The sequence below is a fragment of the Kaistella yananensis genome (assembly GCF_026107505.2).
Lineage (GTDB): Bacteria > Bacteroidota > Bacteroidia > Flavobacteriales > Weeksellaceae > Kaistella > Kaistella yananensis.
Genome location: NZ_JAPCHZ010000005.1, coordinates 240,936 through 254,345, shown reverse-complemented (window position 1 = coordinate 254,345; position 13,410 = coordinate 240,936). Strand labels below are relative to the sequence as shown.

The window sequence follows — 13,410 nt, the reverse complement described above, 5'->3', positions numbered from 1 at the left end:
ATCAATTGAGATTTGAAATTTTTCAGATCTCAATTTTTTTTTAACCTGCAAAATCACGATATTTGCAAACTTATTGGGGGATAAATTCAATCCCTGAATTTCAAATTATTACCGCATGAAAATTTCGAATAACTGGCTCAAAGATTATATTAAAACCGATTTAAAAACCGATAAAATTGGAGAATATCTTACCGATATCGGACTGGAAGTAGAAGGGATAGAAAAATATGAAGCCGTAAAAGGCAGTCTTGCCGGAATTGTCGTGGGTAAAGTTCTTACCTGCGAGCAACATCCTAATGCTGATAAACTAAAAAAAACTACCGTTGATGTTGGAAACGCAAAAATTCTGAACATTGTTTGTGGTGCACCAAATGTTGCTGCCGGACAGACCGTTCCGGTTGCCGTGGTAGGAACGCCAATATATACAAAAGACGGTAATTCCTTTGAAATAAAAGAAGCAAAAATCCGCGGAGAAGTTTCTCAGGGAATGATTTGCGCCGAAGACGAACTTGGTCTGAGCGATGATCATGGCGGAATTATGATCCTCGATGAAACAAAATACGAAGTAGGGAAGAACTTTGCAGATTACTTCGATCTTGCTACGGACGAAGTTTATGAAATCGGTTTAACGCCAAACCGAACCGATGCAATGTCGCACTACGGAGTTGCAAGAGATTTAAATGCTTTTTTGACTTCAAATCAAATGAAAGCTGATTTCGCAAAAGTAGCCTCAAAACCATTGGATATTGAAGGAAGTACCGATTTTCAGCTCGAAGTTGAGGATTCGGCATTATGTCCGAGGTATATTGGCGCTGTAATCGAAAATGTACAGGTTGCCGACTCGCCGCAGTGGTTACAACACCGCCTTAAAGCGATAGGGTTAAGTCCAATTAATAATATTGTTGATATTACAAATTACATTCTCCACGGTTTCGGCCAGCCACTGCACGCCTTTGATGCCGGTAAAATTACCGGTAAAAAAGTGAAGGTTGGAGTAAATCCTGAAGGAACCAAATTCACCACTTTAGACGGTGTAGAAAGAACTTTGAATGGTTCCGAAATCATGATTAAAGACGGCGAAAACAACCCGATGTGCATTGCGGGAGTTTTTGGCGGCCAGAATTCGGGAGTTTCTGAGAAGACCACCACAATATTTTTGGAAAGTGCATATTTTAATCCGGTTGCGGTTAGGAAAGGTGCCAAATTCCATGGTCTTAATACCGACGCTTCCTTCCGTTTCGAACGTGGCGTGGATCCCAACAATACCCAAACTGCGATGACTCATGCCATTAAAATGATTGAAGAAATTGCTGGTGGAAAATTAAGTGGCGTACTCCTGGAACATTATCCGGAAAAAATTGAAAATAACTATGTGATTTTAAGATTTTCCAAAGTCGATCAGATTTTGGGAACCATTATGCACAGAGAAAAAATTAAAGAAATTCTCAAATCATTAGAAATTGAAGTTTTAAATGAAATTCAAAACGGTCTGGAGATTTCCGTTCCTGCTTACAGAGCTGATGTTACAAGAGAAATTGATGTGATTGAAGAGATTCTGAGAATCTACGGTTATAATAAAATCGATTCTCCGCAGAAGATATCTTTTACGCCTGTAAAACTTAGTTTCGATGATCAGGATGCTTTGGAAAATTCATGGGCGAGAACTTTACAGAGTAATGGCTTCAACGAAGTAATGAACAATTCGCTGACTTCTGTTAAAGACGAAACCGATGCAGTAAAACTCCTCAATCCACTGAGCGGTGATTTGGCGTTTATGAGGAAATCATTATTGGAAGGACTTCTGGAGAATGCCGACTACAACATCAAAAGAAAAAATCAGGACATCAAATTCTTTGAACTGGGCAAGATTTATCATAAAAAAGAAAAATACGAGGAAAGAAAGCAGCTGGCAATATTGGTTTCGGGAAGAAATTCCGCCGAAAACTGGTTACAGCCAAAATCTGCTACAGATTTCTATTATCTTAAATCTTACGTAAAAATTCTTTTTGATAAACTGAATCTTGATATCGAAGAGAAACCTTTGGAAGATTCGCGATTTTCTGATGCGCTGGAACTGGCTTCAAACGGCAGAATTCTTGCCAGAGTAGGCAAAGTTTCTCCGGAATTGCTGAAAGATGCCGACATCAGTCAGGAGTGTTTTTACGCAGAAATAGAGTTGGAGACTTGCCAGGAACTTCGTTCGAAAGGCAATCTGAAATTTGTAGACATTCCAAAATTCAATAAAATAAGAAGAGATTTGGCGTTGCTGATTGATAAAGAAATATCTTACGCCGAACTTTACAAAGCAGCGAAGAAAAATCCGTCGAAATATCTGAGAAACATCAATCTTTTTGATGTGTATGAAGGTAAAAATCTTCCGGAAAACAAGAAATCTTATGCGATGAGTTTCGAACTTTTAAATGAAGAAAAAACTTTGGAAGAGAAAGATATTACAGAGGTGATGAATTCGCTGATCAAGACTTTCCAGAAAGAATTCTCAGCAGAATTAAGATCTTAAAGAATTATCAAAATTAGATAAAAGCATCTCTTTTTAGATGCTTTTTTTATGCTTCAGAAACAATAATTCTTCTTTATAGAGGTTAAATAAATATTATTTACTTAAATTTGATAAAATAAATAAAGAAGATGAAGCATGTTTTTTTAGCAATATTTGCTGCTGCAGTAATGGGTTCCTGCTCTACAATGTCGAGTTCGAAGGTTGGGAGTTCGCAGGTAAATATCGCGAATACAAAATGGACTTTGGCGGAGCAGGTAAAAGGCAAAACTCCAACCCTGAATGTAGAATCAAATAAAATTACGGGAAACGGCGGCTGCAACAGCTATTTCGGAGAACTTTCACTGGATCCAACTGCAGGAAATTTCGTGGTGAAAAATGTAGGAGCTACCAAAATGGCCTGCCAGAATATGGAAGTTGAAGATAATTACTTCCGGATGCTGAATGAAGCTACAAAGTATGTTGTGAACGGCAATACGCTGGAACTTTATAAAGGAGATCTTCTTCTGATGAAGTTCAATAAACAGTAAATTAATTTCGAAAGACAATAAAAAAAGGAACTCAAATCGGGTTCCTTTTTTATTTCTTATTTATTCTTCGTCTTCTTCTTCATCGTATTTTGCGAGTTCTTCATCGCACCATTTGAAGGCCGCTTCTACAACTTTGGTAGCTTCATCTGCCATTGTTTCCTCATCGTCACCTTCCAAATCATCCAACCATTCAACTTCTTCCTCTTCTACATTCAGGATAAATCTTGGATATTCTGTATGAACAACAAATAAATCTTCAGGAAAATCTGAATTGTCGGCTAATAAAAATTTTGGTACTTTCATAATAATTAATTTAACTACTCAAAAATAGTAAAAATTATTGGAACTGGTTGGTATCGATCTTTATTTTTTGCAAAACTTTATATTGTGTTAACGTGTTCTTTTTCAAGGTATCTTCTGTCTTGAAAGTTACATTAACTCTTGGGTTTACGGTGCTGATGAGTTCGGCGATCTGTATTTTATCAAGTTCTTTTTCATTTTCCATATAGAACTTCAACGGAATGTCTTCCATCTTTTCAGATTTCAGGAATTTAGTAATTTCCCGGCGGTTTTCCAGATAATTTCCTCTCGATAACCAGGTGAAAACAAAGCCGGTCATTAAACTTAAAACCGTAATTCCGTAGGTGAATTTTCCTAAAACCGAATAAAGTTTTCTGAAATAAACAAGCCAGATCGGAAATGAAAATGGCGCCATAAGCCGGTAATCAATCGCATTCACCGAATAAAAATACTGCACGAAGTAAGAGCAGATAATTCCGCTAACTCCTATAAATACAAGAAACTTTTCGGTCTCGGATAAATTGTTTTTAATGAAAAGTAAACTCAGCAGCAAAATATTAAGCAAACCAATTCCATAAATCCCGTAGTTGATGATTCCGCCGGCCGGATTGGCAATATGGATAAAGGGATTGAAGGTTGTTGTCATTCCCTGGAAAAGTTCTACCAAAAGCTTTGAGGTAGGATGAAGTCCGATATTCAAAAACTGTTCAACGTACGTTTCATTAAAATAATCGATGAATAGGAATTTATACAGCACTACGAAAATAAGTCCGGTAATCCCTGAAAAGATAAAGGTTTTGCCGTAATGCTTTCTGAAATTTAAAAGACCGTACAGCAGAACTCCACCGATGATGAACAGCGCCGGATAACGGATATTGTACAGAAGAATAAGCATTAAACTGAGATAAACAAATGCTTTTGCGCCCTTAATCTGTCCAATGATAATTTGTCTCGCCACATAAAGAAATACAAAAACAAAAGGCAGCATCAGCGATTCGCTCATCGTATACGAAAAAATAGAAACAAAACTGAAAAGTCCGCCAACCAGAATGGTTTCTTTTAGGTAAAATTTCTTTTTCCAGGCGAAGTAAACAATAAAAAAATAGGCCAGAAGTCCGATGATTTTACTCGCCCAGAATTCATCAAACCCGAAGAACGTGAAGAGTTTTAAACTCAGCGGATAACCCAGTGGTGTCGTGGTATTATCAATAACGGGAAACACCTTGGAAGTCCGCATAAAACGGATGGAATCAGGATTAGTGCGGCCTTTTTCATTCAGCAGAAAACGAAGAATGGTCATCACAACAGTTGCAATGACCAAAAAAATCTGTATCCTGTTTTCGAATAATTTTCTACGCATTTATCTTGTTTTTAATGCATCAAAATTTACTTAGAAAACATTTTCGATACTTTTTCTGCTTTTTTACTTTCGGAATAATCATAGAATCCTTCGCCGGATTTTATGCCTAATTTCCCTGCGGTTACCATATTTACTAAAAGTGGATTGGGAGCGTATTTCGGATTTTTAAAACCGTCATACATCACATTCAGAATCGCAAGGCAAACATCAAGACCAATGAAATCTGCCAGCTGCAGCGGTCCCATCGGGTGCGCCATTCCCAGTTTCATTACCGTATCGATTTCTTCAACGCCGGCAACGCCGTTATATAAAGTCTCAATGGATTCGTTAATCATCGGCATCAGAATTCTGTTCGCCACAAAACCCGGATAATCGTTTACTTCAACCGGAACTTTTCCTAAAGTTTTGCTCATTTCATAAACTGCATCGAAAGTTTCTTTAGAAGTCGAGTAGCCTTTGATGATTTCCACGAGTTTCATAATCGGAACTGGATTCATAAAATGCATACCGATTACTTTTTCCGGTCTTTGGGTAACCGACGCAATTTTTGTGATTGAAATTGACGAAGTATTGGTTGCCAGGATGCAGTTTTCAGGCGCCAGTTCATCCATCTGACGGAAAATTTTCAGTTTTAGATCGATGTTTTCTGTCGCAGCTTCCACAATCAAATCTGCATGTTTTGCGGCATCTTCAAGTTGAGTGAATGTGGATATGTTATTTAAAGTTTCGTTTTTCTGCTCTTCGGTCAGGTTGCCTTTCGCAACAATTCTGTCGAGATTGGTAGTGATGCTTTTCATACCTTTTTCCAGTGCTTCAGCTGAAACATCAACGAGGTTTACAGTGAATCCTGTTTGTGCAAAAGTGTGTGCGATTCCGTTGCCCATTGTTCCGGCGCCGATAACTACGATATTCTTCATAAAAATTTATTTTTTTAGGTCTTAAATCCTGCTTATTAATCGTTTCTGGTATAAGTTTTTCCTTCCTCCAGCAGAATTCCTTCGCCCTGGGAAGTTTTAAATTTTGTCTTGATAAATGTTCTGGAGCCATCAATTCTGTTGATGAAGACGCCAAAATGTAAATGCGGCCCACTTGAAAAGCCTGTGTTACCGCTGTAACCGATAAGCTGACCTTTTTTTATTTCGTCACCTTTTTTTACGGCAACACCTTTATATTTCAGATGTGCATAGTCAGCAAAAGTACCGTCGCTGTGCATGATCAGAACTTTATTATTGAATTTTGCACAGGAAATCGTAGGACAACCATGGTGGTTAGAATCTTCGGTGAGAACAACAGTTCCTTCTCGGGCAGCGTAAACAGGGTCTCCTATTTTTAGATCAAAATCCAGGGCGGCATCTTTCTGGTGCGAAAATTTTCCGTAATAGCCCTGGAATATCAAATGTGTTTTTCCTTTCGCAAAGGGCAGGGCATAAAGATAATCTTCATCAAAATCTTCCTGAATCGCATTCCCAAAATTAAATGTTGTGGTATATGAAAACCGATTGCCTTCGCTGGGATTTACAGGCGTAATTTTTGCCACGAAAAATCTTTTCGTATTGGCTGGAACTAAGATAATTTTGTCGTTTGCAAGTGAGCTTTTAAGATTAGTCATTTTAAAACTGAACTTTACCGACATAGGCATAACTTCGCTGTTATCAGCGTAAATTACATATTCGCTGCCGACAAGTTCGTTATAGAATTTAAGGTCCCATTTTTTCTGCGACAAAACTAAAACAGAAAAGAAAAACAGGAATAGTGCGAAAATCTTCTTCATCAAAAGTATTTTTTGCTAAAATAATCAAAAACTATTTTAGAAATATCTGCAATCATTTTAGTGTTTGTGGCTTCGCTTTCCATGGAATCGGAAACAAAAACGCTGATGGCGTAGTGCCTTCCATCCGGAAGGGTTACAATTCCGATGTCGTTTTCAGCGATAGTTAAACCTTTTTCATTTTTTCCCGAAGAGCCGGTTTTGTGGGCAACAGGAATATTTTCAGGAAGTTGGGCAACGATTTTATTTCTTCCTGTGGAAGTTTCCAGCAGGGTGGTCATAAGAAAGTCCGTGGAAGTTTTCGAAACAATCTTTTTATTGAAAAAATCTTGCAGCAATTGATTTGCGGAATTGGTCGTTGTGGCATTCAGATACATGAATTCAAAACCTTTGTGCATTTGTTCCTCATTCACTTTAATGGTGAAATTTCTGATGCCTTTGCTGTTGATGAATTTCTGAACGGTTTCCGTTCCGCCGATTAATCTAAGTAAGATATCGCAACCGTTATTATCGCTTTCTGCTACGGTATATTTGATGAGTAAACCTAAAGGCATTTCGATATCTCCTTCCGGAAATCGTTCCCGGATCGGACTCCAGGTATTTTCTAAGAGATCTGATTTTTTTATGAAAATGTTCTTGTCCAGACTTAGTTTTCCTTGGTCAACTTCATTTAAAACCGCCAGAGCGATGTGAAATTTAAAGACACTGAGCATCGGAAGTTTGGCGTTTCCTCTGATGTGCACCGATTTATTATTGTCAAAATCGAGTACGGAGACAGCTACGGTAGCGTTTTTACCTTTGGTGATCTGGAGAATTTCCTTTTTTAAATTTTGTGAGAAACAAAACCCCGAAACTAAGATTATGGTGAGTAAAAGATATTTCCTCATGGTTTATAGGTTGGTATAAGTATGTTTTTCCGAAAGGTAAACAGGCGTACTGCTTTCAGCTACTTTAAATTTGGTTTTTAAATACTTTCGGGTACCGTCAATATTATTTATGTATACGGAAAAATGAAGGTGGGGGCCTTTAGACCATCCTGTGTTACCACTGTAACCAATAAGCTGACCAGTGGCTACATCTTCCCCAGGTTTAACGACGGATCCGCCGTACTTTAAATGTACATATTCTGCTAACGTTCCATCATCATGAAGGATTACAATTCTGTTGTTATATTTTGCGCATTCTTTGGTCAGGCAGTTTTTAGAGTTTGCTGTCAGTACCGATACCACTTTACCTCCTCTTGCAGCGTTCACCTTTTCACCATCCTTTAAACTGAAATCGAGAGAAAATGCCTTATGATGAGAAAAAAGACCGTTGTAACCTTGGTATATAATATGTTTTTTGTTTTTGTCTAACGGAAGAGAATACACAAAGTCGTGGGTAGCCGCAGTTGTATTTACATCACCAAGTACAAAATAAACATCATAGTTGAATTTTGTACCCATGTTGGGATCTACTGCTTTTAATTCGGTTATCTGATGTCTCTTCTTACCTGCAGGAATTACCAAAAGACTTTTATCTGCAAGGGAAGAACTCATGTTTTCTGAGGTAAAAGTGTACTCGAGTGAAACCGGAGCAAACTCTTCATTATCGGCGTACAGGTAGTAGGTTTTCCCTATGTTTTCCCTATAAATTTTTAAATTAATGGAGTCCTGTGCAAAAGATGTTGTATAAAAAACAGCCAATAGGATAAAGAATATTTTCCTCATTTTTCTCAATTTCAAGGTTATGAAATCAATTTTACAATTTCCAGTGCGACTTTCAGGGCTTCAGTACCGTCTTCCAGGGAAACTTCTACATTTTTATTTTCAGTAATGGCGTCAGCAAAACTTTCGAGCTCGTCTAAAATAGCGTTATTGGCCTGGATGTTTGGATACTCAAAAATAATCTGGTTTTTTTCGCCTTCAGCATTTTCAATGATCATATCGAAATCGGTAGGATGTTCGGGCGCTTCTTTCATGCGGATAACCTCCGCTTTTTTCTCCAGAAAATCTACAGAAATATAAGCGTCTTTCTGGAAAAATCTGGACTTGCGCATCGATTTCATTGATATTCTGGAGGTCGTTAAATTTGCTACACAGCCGTTCTCGAACTCAATTCTTGCGTTACAGATATCGGGAGAGTTTGATACTACTGCAACTCCGGACGCATGAATGTTTTTCACCTTAGATTTTACGATGGACAGCAGAATATCCAAATCATGAATCATTAAATCCAGAACTACAGAAACATCAGTTCCGCGCGGATTGAACTCCGCCAAACGGTGGATTTCGATAAACATTGGGTTGTGAATGTAGTCCCGTGAACCGATGAAAGCAGGATTGTATCTTTCAACATGCCCAACCTGAGCCTTGATGCCGAATTCGCGGCATTTGTACAAAATCTCTTCTGCCTGCTTAAGGGTTTGGGTCACGGGTTTTTCGATGAAGAAATGTTTGTGGTTTTCAATCGCTTTCATCGCATAATCATAATGATATAGCGTAGGAGTTACGATATCGAGCATATCGATTTCCTGGAGAAGCTCCTCAAACCGTTCGAAATATTTATAACCGAACTCTGCTTCGATTTTTTTTCCGTTTTCAGCGTCGGCATCATGAAAACCTACGAGTTCATATTTTTCCGACTGATTTAATAATCTTAAATGAATTTTACCGAGATGTCCGGCACCCACTAAACCTGCTTTAAGCATAGAAAATAAATTTTGGTAAAGATAATAATTAGATGGCAGATATCTGAATGCGGCGTTCTGTTTTATCAAATCTATTCAGTATTTTTGTGCGATGCAGGATTCATTTTTACATAAAGGAAAACGAAAAATTTTAGTAGAATATCTCCGGGACAAAATTGGGATTAGTGATATAAACGTGTTGAAAGCGATGAACGAAGTCCCGCGGCATCTCTTTCTTGAAAGCATCTTTGAAGACTTTGCGTACCAAGACCGCGCATTTCCGATTCTTGCCCAGCAAACCATTTCTCACCCTTCCACGGTAGCTGAACAGACGGAACTTCTGGAACTTCAGGAAAAAGAAAAAGTCTTGGAAATTGGCACCGGAAGCGGTTACCAGACTGCAGTGCTGGTTGCCATGAATACCTGGGTTTACACGGTAGAACGCCAAAAAGACCTGCATGATTTTGCGCATAAAAAATTACGCGAACTCCATTTGCGCCCGAAATTCCAGAGTTTTGGTGATGGTTTTGCGGGATTACCGACTTTTGCTCCATTCGATAAAATTTTAGTAACCTGCGGTGCCGAGATTTTGCCTACCGAACTTCTGCATCAGTTAAAAGTAGGCGGAAAAATGGTAATTCCTTTAGGAAAAACCGACGAGCAGATTCTTACAAGGTTCACAAAAAAATCTGAAAAGGAATTCGAAAAAGAAGAATTCGGAGCTTACAAATTTGTCCCGATGCTTAACAGTACGAATCAATAAATCACAGTGAAAAAGACAGTAAAGTGCTGTGTTTTTGTGTGAAAAAAATAATTTAACCTGACAAAAAACATATCCCAGATTCGCTATTTCAGAATTTTGAATGTATTTTTGCAGCTATTTGAACTTATATAAATCTGATAGTTTCTTAAAATGAAAAAAATCCAAAGTATTCTTATTTCTACCCGTACAATGGCGGTTCTGTTGCTGGTTTATGCCTTTGCCATGGCCTACGCGACCTTTCTCGAAAACGACTACGGCACCCCTACCGCGAAAGCGTTGATCTACGAAGCGAAATGGTTTGAAGCAATAATGTTGCTGCTGATTCTTAACTTCATCGGGAATATTTCAAGATACCGGCTTTGGAAGAGAGAAAAATGGCCTGTTTTGGTATTTCACCTTTCATTTATTTTAATTTTCATCGGTGGTGCAATTACCAGATATATAAGCTACGAAGGAATTATGCACATTCGCGAAGGCGAAACTTCCAACGAAGTAATTACGGATAAAAATTTCTTTAAAATTCAGATCGAGGAAAAGGGTGATATTCTGAATTATCAGGATGTTCCTTACCTCATGTCGCCGCTTCACAAAAACTTCAAAGCAACTTACGATTACCACGGCAAGCAGATTTCTGTAAAAGCGGTTGATTTTATTCAGAGAAAAAAAGACAGTTTAATTGTGGGAAATACCGGAACCGAATATCTGCATGTAGTTTCCACAGGACAGTCGGGCCGCGAAAATATTTATATTAAATCCGGCGAATCCAAATCGATCAACGGAACATTGGTGACCTTTAACCGCCCAATCGAAGGTGCGGTGGAATTCAGCAACACGAACGGAAATTTAATGATTAAAACACCAGTCGACGCTGAATATATGACGATGGCAACCCAGGCAACAGGAACCACCAAAAAAGATGAAGCACAGCCTTTGGTTCTTAGAAGTCTATACACGGTAAATGACTTGAAACTGGTTGTTCCGGAAGGTCTGAAGAAAGGCAAACTTATCGCCTATGAAGGCGACCGGAAAAAAGACAAGGATGCGGCTGACCAGCTTACCGTAGAAGTACAGGGACCCAAAACCAAAATTCTGGTAGATTTACCGGTAGAAAAGGGAAATCCCAACGCTTTTAAGCAAATTTCTTTGGATGGGATGAATATGATCCTCGGTTTTGGGCCTAAGATATATAACACGCCATTCTCACTAAAATTAGATGATTTCGTGATGGAAACTTATCCGGGAAGTTCGTCCCCAAGTGCCTACGAAAGCCATGTTCAGATTATTGACGGTGGCAAACAGACTCCTTACAAAATTTATATGAATAACGTTTTAAATCACGGCGGATACCGATTTTTCCAGGCAAGTTTCGATCCGGACAGACAGGGAACCGTGCTTTCGGTTAACCACGATTTCTGGGGAACGCTGATTACTTATATCGGATATTTCTTCCTGTTTTTGGGTATGTTTGTGATTTTCTTCTGGAAAGGAACTCATTTTTGGAAGCTTAATAAAATGCTGAAAGATGTAAACCGGAAAAGAAGTGCAATGGTAATTCTGTTGCTGTTGAGTTTAAATCTTTCTGCACAGAAAATCGATACCCACGGCACGGATGGAGCGCCTAAAACCACCCATTCCGCAAACGATGGACATAACCACGGCAGCGATGCAGATTTGCTTTTAGAAGAACCAACTCCGAAAAAACAGCAGAATTCTTTAGCTTTAAGATCGCCGCGCCCGATTACGGCCGATGAAATTATTGCCAGAAACACGATTAGTAAAGAACATGCAGATAAATTCGCCTATCTTTTAGTTCAGAATTACGAAGGACGTATTGTTCCAATGAACACGCAGGCGCTTGATGTTTTAAGAAAACTTTACAAAAAAGACGCTTTCCGCGGAACTGATGGCAAGCATTTAACGGCAAACCAGTGGTTTTTATCAATTAATACCGATACCGCAAGCTGGACAATGGTTCCTATCATTAAAGTTGGTACAAAAGGCGGCGACGAACTGAAGAAAAAAACCAAAGCCAATGAAGACGGCTATACCACATTGATGTCGCTGTTCCCGGCCGATCCGCAGGGAAATCTGCATTACGTTTTAGAGCAGGATTATCAGGAAGCTTTCCGAAAAAAACCTGCTGAGCAGTCGAATTACGATAAAGAGGTAATTGCCGTTAACGACCGTGTGCAGGCATTTAACGAGTTTTTCAGCGGGCAGTTTATGCGTATTGTTCCGGTACAAAACGACCCGAACAACACTTGGCATTCATGGCTTGACCAAAATTTCGAACCGGATATGGAATCCCAGAAAGTGATGGGTCCGTATTTCTCCGAAGTGCTGGCCGCGCAAAAATCCGGAAACTGGAGTAAAGCTGATGCCGAACTTCAGAAGCTTTCACAATACCAGCAGACATGGGGTAAAAACGTAGTCCCTTCAAAATCTAAAGTTGATCTGGAGGTGTTCATGAACAAAGTGAATATCAATTTTCACTTGTTGATTTTCTATACCATAATTGGAGGTTTACTACTTGTTTTAGGATTTATTGAGTTATTCAGACCAAACAAAATTTTCAGCAAGATCATCAAAGGTCTTATTCTAATAGGTCTTGTAGGATATTTCTTCCAGTTTTTAGGTTTGGTGGCAAGATGGTATATTTCAGGACACGCACCGTGGAGTAACGGTTACGAAGCGATTATCTTCATCTCATGGGTCGGAATTACTGCAGGTTTGATGCTTTACAGAAATTCCAACGCACTTATTCCGGCAGCCGGATTTATGGTAGCGGTAATTATGATGGGCTTTGCGCATGGCGGTTCGGCGCTTGATCCGCAGATTACGCCTTTGGTTCCTGTACTTAAATCGTACTGGCTTATTATTCACGTTGCGATTATTACAGCGAGTTACGGATTCTTCGGACTTTCCATGGTTATCGCGATTATTGTTTTGATGTTTTATATTTTTTCTAACAAAAAAGTGTACAAAACTCATAATGATACTACGATTAAAGAGCTTACGATTGTATCTGAAATGTCGCTTACCATTGGTCTTTACGCCTTAACTGTAGGTACATTTTTAGGTGGAATATGGGCAAACGAATCCTGGGGCCGTTACTGGAGCTGGGATCCTAAAGAAACCTGGGCATTTATCTCGGTAATGGTTTACGCATTTGTACTTCACATGCGATTGGTTCCGGGGCTGCGCGGTAGATGGGCTTTCCATGTAGCAGCACTTTTCTCCATCAGTACGATTGTAATGACCTATTTTGGAGTGAATTATTACCTGAGCGGTCTGCATTCGTATGCTGCTGGTGATCCGGTTCCAGTTCCGGCCTGGGTATATATCGGTACAGCGTTTATGTTTACCCTTGCGGCGGTTTCTTATTTCCGTTTCAAGAAGATAGAAAAATCTTAGCAATAATTTTAATATCAAAATCCCGGAATTATTTCCGGGATTTTTTTATGAATTTTAAAAAAGTAAATTGTTCATAAATCCGCTGGCCATTC

11 protein-coding genes are annotated in these 13,410 nt (G+C 38.9%); 4 read left to right on the top strand and 7 right to left on the bottom strand.

Annotated elements, in window-relative coordinates:
* Positions 1 to 115: 115 nt before the first annotated feature.
* Positions 116 to 2,518 carry a phenylalanine--tRNA ligase subunit beta gene (pheT, locus tag OK344_RS10405; protein WP_265144724.1) on the top strand — a complete coding sequence of 801 codons (2,403 nt, stop codon included), beginning with the start codon at positions 116 to 118 and terminating at the stop codon, positions 2,516 to 2,518.
* Between the two features lie 128 nt (positions 2,519 to 2,646).
* Complete coding sequence (locus OK344_RS10400) at positions 2,647 to 3,045, top strand: META domain-containing protein (RefSeq protein ID WP_265144723.1); 399 nt, start codon at positions 2,647 to 2,649, stop codon at positions 3,043 to 3,045.
* A gap of 60 nt (positions 3,046 to 3,105) precedes the next feature.
* Here the strand turns inward: OK344_RS10400 and OK344_RS10395 are convergent, their stop codons facing one another.
* Genes OK344_RS10395 through OK344_RS10365 form a run of 7 tightly spaced genes read right to left on the bottom strand, consistent with a single transcriptional unit; the run spans position 3,106 to position 9,162 of the window.
* Positions 3,106 to 3,348: a DUF8828 family protein gene (locus OK344_RS10395; protein ID WP_088468896.1), complete on the bottom strand. Its 243-nt coding sequence runs from the start codon at positions 3,346 to 3,348 to the stop codon at positions 3,106 to 3,108.
* 34 nt (positions 3,349 to 3,382) lie between these two features.
* Entirely contained in the window at positions 3,383 to 4,705 is a 1,323-nt protein-coding gene (locus tag OK344_RS10390) for a hypothetical protein (protein ID WP_265144722.1), read from the bottom strand.
* Between the two features lie 26 nt (positions 4,706 to 4,731).
* Positions 4,732 to 5,622, bottom strand: a complete 891-nt coding sequence (locus OK344_RS10385; protein WP_265144721.1) for a 3-hydroxyacyl-CoA dehydrogenase family protein — start codon at positions 5,620 to 5,622, stop codon at positions 4,732 to 4,734.
* A gap of 35 nt (positions 5,623 to 5,657) precedes the next feature.
* Entirely contained in the window at positions 5,658 to 6,476 is an 819-nt protein-coding gene (locus tag OK344_RS10380; protein WP_306400494.1) for a M23 family metallopeptidase, read from the bottom strand.
* Complete coding sequence (gene bla / locus OK344_RS10375; protein ID WP_265144720.1) at positions 6,476 to 7,360, bottom strand: class A beta-lactamase, subclass A2; 885 nt, start codon at positions 7,358 to 7,360, stop codon at positions 6,476 to 6,478. The genes OK344_RS10380 and bla overlap by 1 nt, the downstream gene beginning before the upstream one ends.
* Positions 7,361 to 7,363: 3 nt before the next feature.
* On the bottom strand, positions 7,364 to 8,182 hold the full coding sequence (locus OK344_RS10370) for a M23 family metallopeptidase (RefSeq protein ID WP_306400492.1): 819 nt from the start codon (positions 8,180 to 8,182) through the stop codon (positions 7,364 to 7,366).
* 17 nt (positions 8,183 to 8,199) lie between these two features.
* Positions 8,200 to 9,162 carry a Gfo/Idh/MocA family protein gene (locus tag OK344_RS10365; protein ID WP_265144719.1) on the bottom strand — a complete coding sequence of 321 codons (963 nt, stop codon included), beginning with the start codon at positions 9,160 to 9,162 and terminating at the stop codon, positions 8,200 to 8,202.
* 91 nt (positions 9,163 to 9,253) lie between these two features.
* Here OK344_RS10365 and OK344_RS10360 point away from each other — a divergent pair, with 91 nt between their 5' ends.
* Together OK344_RS10360 and ccsB are read left to right on the top strand one after the other, a co-directional pair.
* Positions 9,254 to 9,904, top strand: a complete 651-nt coding sequence (locus tag OK344_RS10360; RefSeq protein ID WP_265144718.1) for a protein-L-isoaspartate(D-aspartate) O-methyltransferase — start codon at positions 9,254 to 9,256, stop codon at positions 9,902 to 9,904.
* A 150-nt stretch (positions 9,905 to 10,054) separates the two neighbouring features.
* Positions 10,055 to 13,318, top strand: a complete 3,264-nt coding sequence (ccsB, locus tag OK344_RS10355) for a c-type cytochrome biogenesis protein CcsB (protein ID WP_265144717.1) — start codon at positions 10,055 to 10,057, stop codon at positions 13,316 to 13,318.
* The last annotated feature ends 92 nt before the right edge of the window (positions 13,319 to 13,410 follow it).